The 17,171-nt window shown below is 70.0% G+C and carries 15 protein-coding genes; 1 reads left to right on the plus strand and 14 read right to left on the minus strand.

Features of this window, described 5'->3' with window-relative positions; genetic code table 11:
- Positions 1–8 precede the first annotated feature (8 nt).
- The 6 genes from ACEN96_RS12170 to glf all read right to left on the minus strand — a co-directional run bounded on the left by ACEN96_RS12170 (position 9) and on the right by glf (position 7,124).
- A complete protein-coding gene (locus ACEN96_RS12170) occupies positions 9–1,307 on the minus strand; it encodes an ATP-binding protein (RefSeq protein ID WP_495588273.1) in 1,299 nt (432 codons plus the stop codon).
- Positions 1,304–2,008, minus strand: coding sequence for a response regulator (locus ACEN96_RS12175; RefSeq protein ID WP_495588274.1), 705 nt, complete (start codon positions 2,006–2,008; stop codon positions 1,304–1,306). Before ACEN96_RS12175 ends, ACEN96_RS12170 begins: the two co-directional genes overlap by 4 nt.
- 143 nt (positions 2,009–2,151) lie before the next feature.
- Positions 2,152–3,072 carry a peptidase associated/transthyretin-like domain-containing protein gene (locus ACEN96_RS12180; RefSeq protein ID WP_495588275.1) on the minus strand — a complete coding sequence of 307 codons (921 nt, stop codon included), beginning with the start codon at positions 3,070–3,072 and terminating at the stop codon, positions 2,152–2,154.
- A 104-nt stretch (positions 3,073–3,176) separates the two neighbouring features.
- Positions 3,177–4,985, minus strand: coding sequence for a lipid A export permease/ATP-binding protein MsbA (msbA, locus tag ACEN96_RS12185; RefSeq protein WP_495588276.1), 1,809 nt, complete (start codon positions 4,983–4,985; stop codon positions 3,177–3,179).
- 125 nt (positions 4,986–5,110) lie between these two features.
- Positions 5,111–6,016, minus strand: a complete 906-nt coding sequence (locus ACEN96_RS12190) for a hypothetical protein (protein ID WP_495588277.1) — start codon at positions 6,014–6,016, stop codon at positions 5,111–5,113.
- Between the two features lie 7 nt (positions 6,017–6,023).
- Positions 6,024–7,124, minus strand: a complete 1,101-nt coding sequence (gene glf, locus ACEN96_RS12195) for a UDP-galactopyranose mutase (protein WP_495588278.1) — start codon at positions 7,122–7,124, stop codon at positions 6,024–6,026.
- Between the two features lie 169 nt (positions 7,125–7,293).
- On the opposite strand from glf, the gene ACEN96_RS12200 reads away from it, so the two are divergent.
- Entirely contained in the window at positions 7,294–8,430 is a 1,137-nt protein-coding gene (locus tag ACEN96_RS12200) for a glycosyltransferase (RefSeq protein WP_495588279.1), read from the plus strand.
- Positions 8,431–8,444: 14 nt separating this feature from the next.
- Here ACEN96_RS12200 and ACEN96_RS12205 read toward each other — a convergent pair whose 3' ends face one another.
- From ACEN96_RS12205 to ACEN96_RS12240, 8 genes are all read right to left on the minus strand, one after another.
- Positions 8,445–9,506: a glycosyltransferase family 2 protein gene (locus ACEN96_RS12205; protein WP_495588280.1), complete on the minus strand. Its 1,062-nt coding sequence runs from the start codon at positions 9,504–9,506 to the stop codon at positions 8,445–8,447.
- A 10-nt stretch (positions 9,507–9,516) separates the two neighbouring features.
- Positions 9,517–10,284: a glycosyltransferase gene (locus ACEN96_RS12210; protein ID WP_495588281.1), complete on the minus strand. Its 768-nt coding sequence runs from the start codon at positions 10,282–10,284 to the stop codon at positions 9,517–9,519.
- Positions 10,285–10,305: 21 nt separating this feature from the next.
- The gene (gene lapB / locus ACEN96_RS12215) at positions 10,306–11,463 is read right to left on the minus strand and encodes a lipopolysaccharide assembly protein LapB (protein WP_495588282.1); all 1,158 of its coding nucleotides are present in this window, start codon (positions 11,461–11,463) and stop codon (positions 10,306–10,308) included.
- Positions 11,453–11,752 carry a LapA family protein gene (locus tag ACEN96_RS12220; RefSeq protein WP_495588283.1) on the minus strand — a complete coding sequence of 100 codons (300 nt, stop codon included), beginning with the start codon at positions 11,750–11,752 and terminating at the stop codon, positions 11,453–11,455. Before ACEN96_RS12220 ends, lapB begins: the two co-directional genes overlap by 11 nt.
- Positions 11,753–11,856: 104 nt before the next feature.
- Entirely contained in the window at positions 11,857–12,174 is a 318-nt protein-coding gene (locus tag ACEN96_RS12225; protein ID WP_279757796.1) for an integration host factor subunit beta, read from the minus strand.
- A 165-nt stretch (positions 12,175–12,339) separates the two neighbouring features.
- On the minus strand, positions 12,340–14,025 hold the full coding sequence (rpsA, locus tag ACEN96_RS12230; protein WP_495588597.1) for a 30S ribosomal protein S1: 1,686 nt from the start codon (positions 14,023–14,025) through the stop codon (positions 12,340–12,342).
- Positions 14,026–14,210: 185 nt separating this feature from the next.
- Positions 14,211–16,232 (minus strand): bifunctional 3-phosphoshikimate 1-carboxyvinyltransferase/cytidylate kinase, encoded by a 2,022-nt coding sequence (locus tag ACEN96_RS12235; RefSeq protein WP_495588284.1) that lies wholly within the window; start codon positions 16,230–16,232, stop codon positions 14,211–14,213.
- A 37-nt stretch (positions 16,233–16,269) separates the two neighbouring features.
- Positions 16,270–17,157 carry a prephenate dehydrogenase gene (locus ACEN96_RS12240; RefSeq protein WP_495588285.1) on the minus strand — a complete coding sequence of 296 codons (888 nt, stop codon included), beginning with the start codon at positions 17,155–17,157 and terminating at the stop codon, positions 16,270–16,272.
- Between the last annotated feature and the right edge of the window lie 14 nt (positions 17,158–17,171).

The raw sequence follows: 17,171 nt of genomic DNA on the forward strand, positions 1-17,171 counted from the left end.
GCGAGCGTTCAGACCGGCAGCAACCGCACTTCCGCCATCAAGCCCCCTTCAGGGCGATTCGACAGCACCAGCGAGCCGCGCTGCCGCAACGTCAGCTCCCGAGCGATGTACAGCCCGAGACCCGCGCCGCCGGTATGCCGGTTGCGCGATTCGTCGAGGCGGTAGAAGGGCTCGAAGACCGCTTCCAGCTGCGCCTCCGGAATGCCCGGGCCTGAATCGGTCACGCGCAGCCAGACGCCTTGCGCATCACGGCCCACGCGGACCTCGGCGCTCCCGCCATAACGCACCGCGTTGCCGACGAGATTCCCGAGCACGCGCCGTAGCGCCATCGGCTGGCCCTTCGCCAGCACAGGCTCCTCGGGGGCCTCGAAGGCCACGGGCAGGGCCTGCTCGATCAGGTCGTCCGTCAGCGCCTGGGCCAGCGCGCCGAGGTCCAGGTCCTGCAGCGGCTCGGCCGCGCCCGGCCCATCGCCGCGGAACAGCTCCATCACCGCATCGACCAGCGCATTCATCTCGCGGATGTCCTCCACCGAGCGCTGGCGCTGCAGCTCCTCGATGTCCAGCGTCTCCAGCCGCATCCGCAGCCGCGTCAGCGGCGTGCGCAGGTCGTGGGAGATCGCCGCCACCATCAGTCCGCGCTCGTTGAACTGGCGCCGCAGCTGTCGCGCCATCGCGTTGAAGACCTGGGCGCTTTCGCGGACCTCGAGCGTGCCCCGGCGTTCATCGAGCAGCGGCAGCGGCTCCTGCTTGTGCAGCGACTGGCCCAGCGCCTGCGACGCCCGCACCAGGTCCCGCATCGGCCGCGCCAGCCAGCGCGACGCGATCCAGGCCGCCAGGCCGGTGACCAGCAGGCGGATACCGTAATCCAGCGTCAGCTCCCAGGCCGTGAGCGTTCTGAAAGGGCCTCGCCAGTGACCCTTAGACATGGGGCGCTCGGGCGCGTGCCCGAAGTCGCGCGGCTCGCCGGCCGGCGGCGGCATGTCGCCCGGCAGCGGCGGGTCATGGAGGTCGGAGGGGCCGGGCTGACCCGGCGGCTGTCCCGGCGGTTGATCCGGCGGCCGCCCCTGCGGACCATGCATCAGCCCCGGCAGCGGCGGCAGGGTGGGCGCGCCCGGCATGCGAGCCACGTTGAAGTCGCCGCGCACCCAGGTCACCACGCCGATCGCCAGCGCCTGGGCCGCCACCAGCGTGACCCACAACAGGATGAAGATCCGCCGCGCCAGCGTGTCGCCGAATGCGCGCCCGATCCGCTCCCGCATCGCGCGGCCAAGGCCGCCGAAGCCGCCAGGAGCCGGGGCGCCGCTCAAGCCTGCACCTGGGCGTCGAACAGGTAGCCCTCGCCCCGCATCGTGCGGATCAGGCGCGGCTCCTTCGGCGAGTCCCCGAGCTTCTGCCGCAGCCGCGAGATCGTCAGATCCACGCTGCGGTCGTTCACCTCGACGCCAGGCGCGCGCGTCAGCTCGATCAACTGCTCGCGGCTCAGCACCCGGCCGGGACGCTCGACCAGCGCGCTCAGCATGCGGAACTCGGCGCTCGACAGCGGCACGACGACCTGCCGCGGCGACACCAGCTGCCGCAGCAGCCGGTCGAAGGCCCAGCCCTCGAAGCGGAACTCGCGGCGCGCCTGCGCGTCGCTCTCGCCCCGCCGCGCGCGGCGCCGGATCGCATGGATGCGGGCCACCAGCTCGCGGGGCTCGAAGGGCTTGGCCAGGTAGTCGTCGGCGCCCATCTCCAGTCCCAGCACGCGGCTGATCGGATCGCCGTGCGCGGTCAGCATGATCACCGGCACCGACGGATGGTGCTGCTGGATCCACTGGCACAGCGTCAGGCCGTTCTCGTCGGGCAGCATCAGATCCAGCACGACGACGTCGAAGACCTGCCCCGCCATCTGGCGGCGCATCTCGCGGCCGTCGGCCGCCGTGCCCACGCTCACGCCGAACTTCTGCAGATACTCGTCGAGCGAGCGGCGGATCTCCGCATCGTCATCGACCACCAGGCACCGCGTCATCCTCACCTCCACCGGCGGGACCGGCGCCGTGCCGGACGCAGCGCCGGATCCAGGGCCGGATCCAGCGTCGGAAGATACACCGGCTGAAGCGGCACCGCCGCCCCGCGCGGCCGAGGGAATGAAGCGCGGCATCGGGACCCGGATCAGGCGGCGATGCCGACCGTCAGCGTCGCGGCATAACCATTGGTGACGTCGCCGCTGAGCGTCGCCAGCTGCGTCGTGTAGCCATCGCTGAAGACGTTGTCGGTGGCGAACGTGATGCGGTTGAAGTTGGTCAGGCTGCTGCCGTAGCCCGAGGCGGTGCTGTAGACCGTCGTGCAGACCTCCGTCGGGAACGCGATCTGCGAGGTCTTGATCTTGTTGGCATACGAGGTGGCGGCGCTCGCGCTGGCGTAGACCTCGAAATGCATGTGGGGCATGCGGCCGTCGTAGCAGCCGGGGAAGATCGTCGTGAAGGTCACCGTGCCGCCGCTGCCGGTGCTCTGCACGCCGCGCAGGTAGTTCTCGTTGATCACGCTGGCGCTGTACAGCGAGTAGCGCCCCTCGCGGTCGCAGTGCCACAGGTAGATCGCGTAGCCGGACAGGTCGGCGCAGCCGCTGCTCGTGTTCACCAGCTTGAGCGTGAGCGTCAGCGGCACGCCGCCGGCGACGCCGCTCGCCGTGCCGATGCTGCCGCGGATGTCGCTGCGCACGATGCCGCTGAGCGCCAGCGCGTTCGTCACGCCGCTGCCGTTGCTGTTGGAGCCGTCGCCGGGGTAGGGGCCGGCGGTTTCCTCGGGGATCACCGTGCAGCTGGACGTGGTCGTCGTGCCGGTGGAGCCAGTCGATCCGGTCGATCCGGTGGAGCCGGAAGAACTCGACGAGCCCGTGGTGCCGGCATCGCTGCCGCCTCCGCCGCAGCCCATCAGCGACAGGCCGCCCAGGCCGGCCAGGCCCGCCAGCAGGCCGAGCGCGCGGCGGCGCTGCTGCATCACCGCGAGGTCATGCGCCAGGCCCTGGTTATGGTCATGGTCGTCGTGGCCGTGGTCCGGCAGGCTGGAAGCGATGTGGCGATGAGGCTGCATGCGGGGCTCCTGAAGGGGATGAGCCGCATTGGACCGGGCGGTCTTGTCGAGCGCTTATCGTCTTTGTGTCGAGCGTGACACGCGCGGCCCGGACCGCGCGGCGCTCAGTGCTGGACCTTCACCATGCCGGCGTAGACGGCGTCCCGGGCCATCAGCGCGTCGTGATCGCCGGACTCGACCACCTGGCCGTCGGCCATCACCTGGATGCAGTCCGCGCGGCGGATCGTCGAGAGCCGGTGCGCGATCACGATCAGCGTCTTGCGGCCCTGCCACTGCTCCAGCGCCTGCTGCACGGCGCGCTCGCTCTCGGTGTCCAGCGCCGAGGTGGCCTCGTCGAAGATCCACACCGGCGCGTCCTTGTACAGCGCCCGCGCGATCGCCAGCCGCTGCCGCTGGCCGCCCGACAGCTTGCTGCCGTTGGCGCCCACCGTCGTGTCCAGCCCCTCGGGGAGCGTCCGCACGAAGTCCCACAGCGCCGCGGCGCGCAGCACCTGCTCGAGCTTGGCGTCGTCGCGGGCCTGCCCGTAGGCGATGTTGTCGGCGACCGAGAGGTCGAACAGCACGATGTCCTGCGACACCACCGCGAACTGCCGCCGCAGGTTGGCCTTGGTCAGCTCATCGATCGGCACGCCGTCCAGCAGGATGCGGCCGCTGTCCGGGCGCTCGAAGCCCAGCAGCAGGTTCACCACCGAGGTCTTGCCCGCGCCCGAGCTGCCCACCAGCGCCGTGGTCTTGCCCGGCGGGATGTGCAGGTCCAGCGCGGCCAGCGCGTCGCGGCTGGCGCCGGGATAACGCAGCGTGACCCGCTCCAGCACGATGTCGCCGCGCGCGTCGCGCAGCTCGCGCACGCCGGTGTCGGGCTCGGCCGGCGTGTCCAGCAGGCCGATGCAGCCGCGCGCCACCACCAGCGCGTTCGTGATGGGCTGCATCACGTCGCTCAGGTGCCGCAGCCGCGAGCTCATCAGCAGCAGCGCCGCGACGAAGGAGGCGAACTCGCCCACGCCGGTGCCGTTCACCCGCGACTGATACAGCGCCAGGCTCACGATGATGGAGATGCCGATGCTGGCCATCAGCTGCGACAGCGGCTGCGCCATGGCGTTGGACGCCGCCGTCTTCAGCGAGCTGCGCTGCACCTCGCGGGCCTGGTCGGCGAAGCGGCGTCTTTCATAGTCCGCCGCGTCGAAGCTGCGCACCACGCGCCAGGCGCGGGTGACGTCCTCGACGACCGACACCAGCCGCAGCTGCGCGTCATAGGCCCAGGTGCCCATGCGGCGCACCCGCCGGTTGACCTTGCGCACGACGAAGGCCAGCCCCGGCACCGTGATCAGCGACAGCAGCGTGAGCTTCCAGTTGATGAAGAACAGGTAGCCCATCAGCGCCATCGCCGGCAGGCCATCGCGCAGGATGGTCACCAGCGCGCCGGCGATCAGCGTCACCACGTGCTGCGGATCGTTGACCACCTTGGTCACCGCGGTGGCCGGCTGCAGGCTCGTGTAGACGCGGGCATCCGCGCGCAGCAGCACCTGGAGCAGCGCCGCGCGCAGGTCCATCACCGTGTGCGAGATCGTCCAGTTCAGCAGGTACTGGCCGCAGAAGCTGAACAGCCCGCGCAGCGCGAACAGCCCGATCAGCACGATCGGCACCATCCAGATCGGGAAGCTGTACTGCACCTGCATCGACGGCATCGACAGGCCGCCGGGCAGGGTGGACGAGGCGCCGGCCGCCTTGCCGCTGAAGCCCTCGCCGAGCGCGTAGCCCAGCAGCTTGGGGATCAGCGGCTCGGTCGCCGCGACCAGCACGAAGGAGAGGATCGACAGCAGCAGCCCCCATCGGTGGGGCTTCATGAAGCGCCAGAGTCGGCTGGCGGTGGGGCCCAGCGGTTCGTTGTCGCTGACGGGGGCTTTGTCGGTCATGGCATCGGCCGGCGCCGGGCGCCAGGCGCGGGCTCCAGCCAGGTGGTCGAAAGGAGGAACTGGCGATTGTGCCGGAGTCGCGCACCGTCAGCGGCAAGCGCCGCGGGGCGCGTCGGCGCCGCGCGTCAGCTGGATTCGTCCAGCCAGCCGGCCACGATCCGCGCGGCGCGCCGCTTCCAGCGGATCCACTTGTTGGGCGTCTCGCGCTGCACGAAGGTGCGGTGGTACCACGGGCTGTCGCGCAGCGCCGGCGCCTCGCGGGCGATCAGGTCCAGGCTGGCCTGGCGCAGGATCTGGCGCTCCTGCCAGGCCGTGCGGCCGTTGCGATAGACCTTCCCGCCACTGGTCACCGGGCGGCGATGGCTTGCCATCACCGCGTCCAGCAACGCCGTGCGCGTCTGGCCGCGCAGCTGCTGCAGCGCCGGGATCAGGAAACGGTCCAGCCCCCAGGACGAGATGTTGTCCTGGTAGTGCGCGCGCGCCGCCATGAACAGGTCGCCGCGGTAGAACGGCATCATGACCTCGACCCAATCGACCTCGCGGTAGATCCGGTTCGGCTGATGGCGCATCCATTGATGGGAATACGGGCTGTCGTGGCTGAGGGAGGGGGAGAAGACATCCAGCCGCTCGCAGCGCGCGAGGTGCAACGCGGTGTTGATCTGGGCCACCGAGATGAGGATGTCGTCGTCGATGATGCCGACGTACTCGGGCCAGGGGCCGTCGTCGCCAGTGCCGGTCGCGGCAGTCGCGGCAGTCACTGCAGTCACGGCAGTCGCGGCCAGATGGTCGGCCAGGTGCTTGAAGATCTCGCCCTTGCACTCGGTCTTCGCGGCGAGCACCGTCATGGGCTGGCCGCGCAAGGTGCGCGCGCCGCAGGCCTGGCGGCCGGTGTAGTCGAACAGGATCCAGTCGAATTCGGGCGGCGCGTCCTGATGCACCAGCGCCAGCGGGAGGCTCTCGCCATCCCAGGACACCAGCACGGCGGGCCGCCGGACCGCGTCGCGCGGCCGGTCTTCGGAAAAAACGGTCATCCCGCCATCATGCCCGCTCTTCGAACAGCTCCTGCGCGGTCTTCAGCGCGGCGGCGACGATCTGGTCCATGTTGTAGTAGCGGTACTGCGCCAGGCGGCCGACGAAGGTGACGCCCCGCGCCTGGTCCGCCATCTCGGCGTAGCGCTTGTACAGCGCCTCGTTCTCGGGCCGCGGCACGGGGTAGTAGGGGTCGCCCTCGGCCTGCGGGTACTCGCGCACGATCGAGGTGCCGGCATGCGTCTCGCCGGTCAGGTGCTTGAACTCGGTGATGCGGGTGTACGCGTGGTCGTTCGGGTAATTGACCGTGCCCACCGGCTGGACCTGCGCGGTCGCGGGCAGGTGCTCATGGTCGAAGCGCAGGCTGCGGTAGGGCAGGTGTCCGTGGCAGTGGTCGAAGTAGGCGTCGATCGGGCCGGTGTAGATGATGTGGACCCCGAGGAAATCGCGGCGCGCGTCCTGGAAGTCGACACCGGTGCGGACCGTGATGGCCGGATGGTCGAGCATGCGCTCGAACATCGCCGTGTAGCCGTCGGCCGGCATGAACTGGAAGGTGTCGCCGAAGTAGCGGTCGTCGTCGTTGCTGCGCGTCGGGATGCGCGCGGCCACGCCGGCGGACAGCTGCGACAGGTCCAGCCCCCACTGCTTGCGCGTGTAGCCGCGGAAGAACTTGTCGCACAGGTCGCGGCCGACCGAGTTCAGCACCACGTCCTCGCTGGTCTGGATCGGGTCGCGCGGCTCGCGCACCGTCTCCAGGTAGCCCTGCACCTCGTCCTCGGTCAGCGACAGGCCGTAGAGCGTGTTGATCGTGGTGCGGTTGATCGGGATCGGCAGCAGCTGCTCGCCGACCTTGGCCAGCACGCGGTGCTCGTAGAAGCGCCAGGTGGTGAAGCGGGACAGGAACTCGAACACCTTCTTCGAGTTGGTGTGGAAGATGTGCGGGCCGTACGGGTGGATCAGCACGCCGTGGGCGTCGCGCTCGTCGTAGGCATTGCCGCCGATGTGGGGCCGTTTGTCGATCAGGTGGACCGTCTTGCCGGCATCCGCCAGCACGCGCGCGCACACCGAGCCGGCAAAGCCGGCGCCGACGATCAGGTAGTCAGTCTTCATGGTTTCGCCCCGGGGGCGGTCTCCTGCGCTCAAGTGGATCGGATTGTGGTCGGCGTCACGGGCGAGGGGCGCCCGGAACAACACAGCTTTACCCGCGCTTCTCGAAGCAGCCGGCGTGCCCGCCCCGATCCTGCACGGTAACGGAACGTGCCCCGCATACACTGCCGCGATGCTTCAGCCCTCCCTCAGCGCCCCGGACGAGAGACGGTCCCGCCGCCGGGTGCTGCACTTCGTGACCGGCGGTTTTTCCGGGGCCACGCAGGTGGCGATCGACCTGTGCCTGGCCCAGCTGCACAGCGCGGCCATCGAACCCATCCTGGTCCTGCGCCGCAAGCGCCGCACCGAGAACGCCACCAAGCTCGCGCGCATCGCCGCCTTGCGGGAGCAGGGTCTGCAGGTCCACGTCGTGCCGGGCTGGGCGCATCTGGCGACGATCTGGGCGCTGCGCCGGCTCTGCGAGCAGCTGCGTCCGGACGTGCTGATGGCGCATGGATTCCCCGAGCACCTGCTGGGCCGCCGGGCGGGCCGGCTCGCCGGCGTGCCGGTGCTGGTGCAGGTGGAGCACAACTCGCGCGAGCGCTACACCCCCTGCAAGCGCGCGCAGGCGCGCCGGTTGAGCGCCGCCAGCGCGCGGCTGGTGGGCGTGTCCGAGGGCGTGCGCCGGCGCCTGGTGGACCTGGGCATGCCGGCCGAGAAGACGATGGCGATCCCCAACGGCATCCGCCTGGACCGCTTCGCCGCCGCCGACGAGCGGCCCGCCGACCGGCGCGAGCCCGGCATCGTGATGTCGGCCCGTTTCGCGCGGCAGAAGGATCCACGCACGCTGGTGCGGGCGATGGCGGTGCTGCGCGAGCGCGGATTGCGCCCGCCGTTGTATCTCGCGGGCGGGGGCAAGGACACCTATCGCCAGGGGACCGAGCGCCTCACCCGCCAGCTGGGCCTGGACGGGCAGGTGCATTTCCTGGGCCACCACGGCGACATCCCTGGCCTGCTGATGAATCAGCGCATCTTCGTGCTGTCGACCCATTGGGAGGGGATGCCGCTGGCGCTGCTCGAGGCCATGGCCGCGGGCTGCGCCTGCGTCGCGTCACTCGTGCCGGGCGTCGAGGGCGTGCTGGAGGATGGCCGCACCGGGCTGCTGGTGCCGGAGGCCGATCCGGTGGCGCTGGCCGGCGCGATCGAGCGCCTGCTGCGCGATCCCTCGCTGGCCGCGCGCCTGGGCGCCGCGGCGCGCGCGCGGGCGATCGAGGAGCACGGCGTCGACCTGATGATGCGGCGCTACGAAGCCATGCTGATGGCGCTCTGAGCGCCGCGGCGCCGTCAGGCCACGGCGGCCGCCGTCTGGCGCTCGGCCACGCGCATCCAGTGGCGCAGCCGCATCGCCCGCACGAACCAGCCGCGGCGCTTGTAGGCGCGGTCCAGGTCCCGCAGCGGGATCGGCGAGGCCTCTTCGTAGGCATCCCGGAACATCGCGACCGCCGCGCCGCATCCCTGCGGCAGCGCCTTGTGCGCGATGCGCGAGGCGCCAATGAAATTGCGCGCCGCGAAATGCGCCCAGGCGAAGCGGGCGCCCTCGTCCAGGTCCTTGCCCACGGCCGCCTCGCGCAGGTTCGCGAGCGCATGGGCCATGTGCTCGGCCTTGGTCAGGTTGGGCGTGGCCAGGATCGATCCGGCCCGCTGCCGGTAGGCCACCCAGACCGCCGGCTCGTACCAGGCGGTGTCGGCCAGCAGCGCCAGGAAGGGCGTGGTGGACATGTCCTCGAAATAGCGGCCCACCGGGAAGCGCAGCTGCTCGCCCCAGACGCCGCGCCGGGCGATCTTGGACCAGCTGTGCATCTGGCCGGCTTCGAACAGCCCGCGCATCAGCTGCGAGTGGTCGCGCAGCAGCTGCCGCGCCGGCCCGTTGAAGGTGTGCCGGTGCAGCTCGCCGCGCAGCCGGTGCTTGAGCTTCATCCGCTCGCGCAGCATGAAGAAGTCGCACAGCACCAGCGCGGGCGCGTGCTGGCCGACGATCTCGCGCAGGCGCGGGATCGCGCCCGGCATCAGGTAGTCGTCGGAGTCCAGGAACCACACGTACTCGCCGCGCGCCGCCTGCAGCATCGTGTTGCGGGCGCCGGACAGGCCCTGGTTCTGCGCATGGAACAGACCCTGCACGCGCACCGGGCCGGCCGCATGCTCGCTGACGAGCTCGCGCAGCAGCGCGTCGGAGCCGTCGGTGGAGCAGTCGTCCACCATCAGGACCTCGACGCCGGCGTCGGCCTGCGCGATCACCGACGCGAGGCACTCGCGCAGGTAGTCCTTGACGTTGTGGACGGGGATCAGCACCGACAGCCAGGGGCCGCCGGGGGGGAGGGCGTCGGAAGAAGCGGAAGGGGCGCTCATCGGAAGGGGCTCACTCGTGCCAGTGGTCGGCGATCCAGGGCGCCGGCTTGGGCTTGCGCCAGTTGCCGTTGCTGCGCCCGGCCAGCGCGTCGGGCGGGTTCATGACGCCGTGGAAGATCAGGATGCGCGCGCCGTCCGGGATGGACGGCGCCTGGAAGTAGTTCAGCGGCCAGCGCGGGATGCTGTGGTACTTGAAGCTCGCGCACCAGCGCGCGTCCCAGTAGGCCAGCAGGCCCCTCTGATGCATCTCGTCGGAGAGGTAGGCCTGCTCGTTGCGGAACTTCGCGCGGATCGCGTCGAACTCGCGCCGGAACTTGGCCAGCACCTCCGGGTGCGCGCCCAGCGTGAAGCGGTAGACCGACGAGTTGCCGGTGATGCGCCAGGGCCGCTTCCAGTCGTGAATGATGAGGAACTCGCCGGGCACTTCGAAGAAGGGCGTGATGTCGCCGACGATCACCACGTCCAGGTCGAGGAAGAGGGCGGTGCCGCGCAGGCCGTACTTCTGGACCAGGTCGTCGCTGAAGGTGGTCAGCTTGGTCCAGCCGCGCTCGGGGCTGCCGGGCGGCAGGTCCAGCGGCGGGATCGGCAGGCATTCGACCTCGGGGCGCACGCCCTCGCCGCGGTCGGTCAGGCAGACGAAACGGAAGTCGCCGCGCAGGTGCCGGTGCACCATCGCATAGAGCCGGTTGACGTACTCGGGGCCGTACTTGGTGCCCCATTTCATGCAGAGGATGACGCGTTCGCCGCTGGCGGGCGTCGTCGTGGCGGGGGCGCTCATCGAGGTGTTCATCGGGACGGGTCAGAGCTCTTCGACGTGGCGCGGGGGATAGCTGTCCCAGCTGAGGCAGCCGGGGCATTGCCAGAAATAGTGCTGCGACTCGAAGCCGCAGGCGGCGCAGCGGTAGCGCTGCAGCGGCCGCACGGCGCGCTGCAGCGCGGTGCCGACCAGTTGCGCCTCGTCGTCGCTCAGCGGCTGCTGGCGCGACTGGCTCTGCTGCAGCAACTGCGTCGCGGCCGACAGCGCCGGCTCGACGCGCAGGTGCTCCGCGAGCCGTCTGCGCTGCGCCTCGGGCGCCGGCTCCAGCAGCGCGACGGCCTGCAGCAGCGCCATGCTGGGATGGCGGCGGTACTGGGCCTCGATCAGCGCCAGCGCCTGGCCGGTCTTGCCGGTCGCCTGCGCGGCCTGCGCGTAGTCGCGCGCCACCAGGTTGAAGGCGTCCGGATTGGCCTTCAGCAATTCGCCGTAGACGGCCATCGCGCCGGGCTGGTCGCCCTGGCGGGCCAGCATCTGGCCGAGCAGCACATAGGCCCGGGCCGATTGCGGCGAACGCTCGCGCGCCTGGTCCAGCCAGCGGCGCGCCTGCGCCTCGTCCTGGCGCGCCTGCGCCTCCAGCGCCAGCTCGCACCAGTAGTTGGCGATGCGTCCGGCGAAGCTGCCGGTACCGGCCGCCTCGAGCTGCTCCGAGACCTCGGCCGCCTTGGCCCATTCGCGCGAGCGCTCGTACAGCGACAGCAGCGCCAGCGCGGCGTCATGGTCGAAGGCCGTGCCCTTGAGCGCCTCGTAGGCGCTCTCGGCGCGATCGAACAGGCCGGCCTTGAAGAAGTCCTGCGCCAGCGCGTACTGGGCGCGGTCGCGCTCCGTCTTGGGCAGGTCGCCGCGCGACAGCAGGTGCTGGTGCACCCGCACGGCGCGTTCGTACTCGCCGCGGCGCCGGAACAGGTTGCCCAGCGCGAAGTGCAGCTCGGAGGTGTCGGGGTCGGCCTGCACCGCCTCGATGAAGGCGTCGATGGCCTTGTCCTGCTGTTCGTTGAGCAGCAGGTTCAGGCCCTTGAAGTAGGCGCGGGGGGCGTCGCGCTGCTCGCGCTTCCACTGGCGCGAGTCCAGCTTCGAGGCGAGCCAGCCCAGGCCGAAGACCAGGGGGACGCCGATCAGCAGCCAGCTCAGATCAAATTCCATCGGGGATCTTGGGGTCGTTGGCGGACGCGGTCACCGCGGGCGGCGGGAGGTCGTCCGCCGGAGGGAGCGAGCGCGCGGCGGCGCGCTTGTGGCGCCACCAGGCCGGGACCATCGCCAGCACGCCGAAGGCGCAGCCCAGCCCGAAGGTCAGCAGCACCACGATCACCAGCGGAGACCGCCACGCCTGGCCGAAGAACCAGTGCACGACGACCTCCTGGCTGTTGTTCAGCGCGAAGGCGAACAGGCAGAAGAACAGGAATGCTCGGAAGAGCCAGACCAGGATTCGCATGGGGGGCGATTCTAGGGCGGGGGAACCCGCGGGCGAAAAAAAGCGCCGCGGTGGGCGGCGCTCGTCGTCGGGGTGAGGTCCGGGCGTGCCGGACCGGGGCGCGCTCAGGCGGCCTGCTGGTCGTCGTCCTCGAGGACCGGCAGCTGCGCGTCCACCGCTTCCCTCAGCGCCTTGCCCGGCTTGAAGTGGGGCACCAGCTTCTCCGGGATCAGCACCTGCTCGCCGCTGCGCGGGTTGCGGCCCATGCGCGGCGGGCGGCGGTTGATCGAGAAGCTCCCGAAGCCGCGGATCTCGATGCGGTGGCCGCGGGCCAGCGCGTCGGACATCGCGTCCAGGATGGTCTTGACCGCGAACTCGGTGTCTCGCTGCGTGAGCTGGCCGAAGCGCTCGGACAAGTGGGCCACCAGGTCGGATCGGGTCATGGTCGTCAGCATCTGAAGAAAAACAGGCTCGCTGCGGGGCGAGCCTGTCGGAGTGGTTTCGCGTGTCTGCGCAGGCAGGCTAACCCAGCCCGCCGCCGGCCAGAACAGGGGATTCTCTCGAGACCGGGCGCGCCGCTGCGCAGTGCGCCCGGGCCTTCAAGAGATTCAGCCGTTGTTCTGGTTGTCCAGCTTGGCGCGCAGCAGGGCGCCCAGGCTGGTCGTGCCGGCGTTCTCGCGCTCGTTGGACTGCGACAGACGCTGCATGGCCTGCTGCTCGTCGGCGTTGTCCTTGGCCTTGATCGACAGCTGGATGCTGCGCGACTTGCGGTCGACGTTGACGATGATGGCGGTGACTTCGTCGCCTTCCTTCAGCACGTTGCGGGCATCTTCCACGCGGTCGCGGGCGATTTCCGAAGCGCGCAGGTAGCCGGTGACGTCCTCGCCCAGGTCGATCTCGGCGCCACGGGCGTCGACGGTCTTGACCTTGCCGGTGACCGACATGCCGCGGTCATTGACCGAGACGAAGGTCGAGAACGGGTCGCCGTCCAGCTGCTTGATGCCCAGCGAGATGCGCTCGCGCTCGACGTCCACGGCCAGCACGATCGCTTCGACTTCCTGGCCCTTCTTGTAGTTGCGGACGGCGGTTTCACCCGGCTCGTTCCACGACAGGTCGGACAGGTGCACCAGGCCGTCGATGCCCTGGGCCAGGCCCACGAACACGCCGAAGTCGGTGATCGACTTGATCGGGCCCTTGACGCGGTCGCCGCGCTTGACGTTCTCGGCGAACTCTTCCCACGGGTTGGCGCGGCACTGCTTCATGCCCAGCGAGATGCGACGCTTGTCTTCGTCGATCTCCAGGACCATGACTTCCACTTCGTCGCCCAGCGAGACGACCTTCGAGGGCGCCACGTTCTTGTTGGTCCAGTCCATTTCGGAGACGTGCACCAGGCCTTCGATGCCCGGCTCGATCTCGACGAACGCGCCGTAGTCGGCGATGTTGGTGACCTTGCCGAACAGGCGGGTGTTGGCCGGGTAGCGGCGCGACACGCCGAACCACGGATCGTCGCCCAGCTGCTTCAGACCCAGCGAGACGCGGTTCTTCTCGGCGTCGAACTTCAGGACCTTGGCGGTCAGTTCCTGACCCACGGTCACCACTTCGCTCGGGTGACGGACACGGCGCCAGGCCATGTCGGTGATGTGCAGCAGGCCGTCGATGCCGCCCAGGTCGACGAACGCACCGTATTCGGTGATGTTCTTGACCACGCCGTTGACGATGGCGCCTTCGGTCAGCGTCTCCAGCAGCTTGGCGCGCTCTTCACCCATGGAGGCCTCGACCACCGCGCGGCGCGACAGCACAACGTTGTTGCGCTTGCGGTCCAGCTTGATGACCTTGAATTCCATGGTCTTGCCCTCGAACGGGCTCATGTCCTTCACCGGGCGGGTGTCCAGCAGCGAACCGGGCAGGAAGGCGCGGATGCCGTTGACCAGGACGGTCAGGCCGCCCTTGACCTTGCCGGAGACGGTGCCGGTGACGAACTCGCCGGATTCCAGCGCGTTCTCCAGCGACAGCCACGAGGCCAGGCGCTTGGCCTTGTCGCGCGACAGGATGGTGTCGCCGTAGCCGTTCTCGATGGCGTCGATGGCCACCGAGATGAAATCGCCGACCTGGACTTCGACTTCGCCCTGGTCGTTCTTGAATTCCTCGACCGGCACGTAGGCTTCAGACTTCAGGCCGGCATTCACCACCACGAAGTTGTGCTCGATGCGGACAACTTCAGCCGAGATGACCTCGCCGGTGCGCATGTTGGCCTTCTGCAGCGATTCCTCGAACAGGGCGGCGAAAGATTCCATTTGGGACATGTGAGATTTCCTTGCCAGGCACAGAGCGTCCGGCGGCTTGTGATTCAAGCAGCCTGATCCGAGAGGTGCGCGGGCTTGTGTTGCAAGCGGACTTGCGGGTTAGGTTGTAGAACACGTCACCCCCAGTGGACTGGCGTCCGGAGGGAGGGGTGACGCTCCTGTTCGCGCGCCGGGCCTCAGGCCGGGAACGGACGCCGCTCCTGCCACCAGCTCAGCACCAGGTCACGGGATTCCCCGATGGTCTGCTGCGAGTTGTCCAGCTCGATCGCGTCCGCGGCGGCTTGCAGCGGGGACGCCGTGCGACCCTTGTCGCGAGCATCCCGCGCTTCAAGATCAGCGCGCAAGCTTTCTATATTAGCCGGAATCCCCTTGGAAATCAATTGCTTGTAGCGGCGTTCCGCCCGCGTGGCTGCGCTGGCGGTGAGGAAGACCTTCAGCGGCGCCGCGGGGAAGATCGCCGTCCCCATGTCGCGGCCGTCGGCCACCAGGCCGGGCAGGCGGCGGAAGTCCAGCTGCAGCTGATGCAGCGCGCGGCGCACCGCGGCATGGGCGCCGACCTGCGACGCCATCAGGCCCGTCGCCTCCTGGCGCAGATCGGCGGAGACATCCTCGTCGTCGAGCAGCACGCGGCCGGATTCGAACTTCAGGTCCAGCGTCGGCACCAGCGCCGCGACGGCCTCGCCGTCGTTCAGGTCCAGGCCGCGGCGCGTGGCCGCCAGCCCCGTCACGCGGTACAGCGCGCCGGAGTCCAGCACGCCGTAGCCCAGCGCCTGGGCGACCTCGTCGGTCAGCGTGCCCTTGCCGGAGGCGGTGGGGCCGTCGATCGTGATGACGGGGATGTCGTCGATCTCGGCGCGCACCACGCCGAACAGCGTCTCGAAATAGTCGGGGAAGGTCTTGGCGACGCATTGCGGATCGAGGATGCGCACCGGCACCGCCGCGCCCTGGCGGTCGTCCTGCAGGCCGTTGAACGCCGCCAGCGAGAAGCACATCGCCACGCGGTGATCGTCGTAGGTGTGGATGGACGCGGCCTTCCATGCCTTGAGCGGATGCACGCGCAGCCAGTCGGGGCCTTCCTCGACGTTCGCGCCGAGCTTGCGCAGCTCGGTCGCCATCGCGGCGATGCGGTCGGTCTCCTTGACGCGCCACGAGGCGATGTTGCGCAGCGTGGTCGGGCCGTCGGCGTAGAGCGCCATCACGGCCAGCGTCATCGCGGCGTCGGGGATGTGGTTGCAGTCCAGGTCCAGCGCCTTCAGCGGCCAGGCGCCGCGGCGCACTTCCAGCCAGTTCGGGCCGATGTCCACGCGCGCGCCCATCGCCTGCGCGGCCTCGACGAAACGGACGTCGCCCTGCACCGAGGCCGAGCCCACGCCCTCGATCCGGATCGGCGCATCCGTTGCCGCGATGGCGCCGAGCGCGACGAAGTAGGACGCCGACGAGGCGTCGCCTTCCACGTGGACCTCGCCCGGGGAGCGGTAACGGCTGCCCGCCGGGATGACGAAGCGCTGCCAGTCGTCGTCGCGGCGGACCTGCACGCCGAAACGGGCCAGCAGCTCCAGCGTGATGTGGACGTAGGGCTTGGAGATCAGCTCGCCGGTGACCTCGATGACGACGTCGTGCTCGGCCACCAGCGGCAGCGCCAGCAGCAGCGCGGTCAGGAACTGGCTGGAGACGTCGCCGCGCACGCGCACCGGCGCGTCGAGCTTGAGCGGGGCGGGGCCGTTCAGCCGCAGCGGCGGATAGCCTTCCTGGCCCAGGCAATCGATCGGGCAGCCCAGCGCTCGCAGCGCGTCGACGAGGTCGCCGATCGGCCGTTCATGCATGCGGGGCACGCCCGACAGCTCGAACGCGCCGCCCTGCGTCGCGGCCAGCAGCGCCAGCGCGGCCGTCAGCGGGCGCATCGCGGTGCCGGCATTGCCGAGAAAGAGCTTCGCCTCCCGCGTCCGCGGCCGGCCGCCGATGCCGGTCACCGACAGGACGCCTTCGGCATCGGTCTCGAGCTGGCAGCCCAGTTCGCGCAGCGCGGCGAGCATGACCTTGGTGTCGTCCGACGCCAGCAGGTCGTGGACGCGTGTCACGCCGTCGGACAGGCCGGCCAGCAGCAGCACGCGGTTGGAGATGCTCTTGGAGCCGGGCAGGGACACGGTGCCCGCGGCGCCGCGCAGCGGGGGCAGGTCCAGGAAGGGGATCTTGTACATGACGCGGTCCGGCGCGCGGCGCGCCGTCGGGAAGGGGTTACTTGGACTTCGACGACGGACCCGGTCCGCCGGGCTGCCATTGCGCCCGGCCTTCGGACGCCTGCCGGATCATCGATTCGAGCGCCTGCGCGTCGCCCGCGCGGATCGTCTGTTCCATCTGGTCCAGCATCTCGCGGAAGCGTTGCGACTGGGTCAGCAGGTCCTGCTTGTTGGCCATCAGGATGTCGCGCCAGATGGTCGGATCACTGGCCGCGATGCGGGTGAAGTCGCGGAAGCCCGAGCCGGCCAGGCTCAGGAAGTCGCGCCCCGAGGGCTGCTTCGCGACCGAGCTGAAATAGGCGTAGGCCAGCAGGTGCGGCAGGTGGCTGACGGCGGCGAAGGCCTCGTCGTGGTGGTGCGGCGCCATCTTGAGCACCTGGCAGCCGAGCGCCGACCACAGGTCGGTGGCCTTCTGCACCATCTCCGGCCGGGTCTGCTCCAGCGGCGTCAGGATGACCTGACGGCCCTGGTACAGCGCGGCGTCGGCATGCTGCACGCCGGCGCTCTCCTTGCCGGCGATCGGATGCGCCGGCACGAAGCTCGGCAACTGCTTGCCGAGCGCCCGCTTCGCGGCGTCGACGACGTCGCTCTTGGTCGAGCCCACGTCCATCAGCAGCACGTCGGCGCGCACCAGGTGGCGGATCGCCTTCAGCGTCGATTCGGTCGCCGCGACCGGCACCGCCAGCAGCACGATGTCCGAACCGGACACGGCCAGCAGCGCCGACTCGGCGGCGAGGTCGATCACGCCCATGCGGCGGGCGGTGTCGGTCGTGGACGGGCTCTTGCTGTAGCCGACCACGCGGCGCACGAGGCCGGCTTTCTTCATGGCCAGCGCGAACGAGCCGCCCATCAGGCCGCAACCGATCACGCCGAGTTGGTTGTACATCGCGAGGAACCTCT

Source organism: Roseateles sp. Mitsp63 (genome assembly GCF_059491535.1).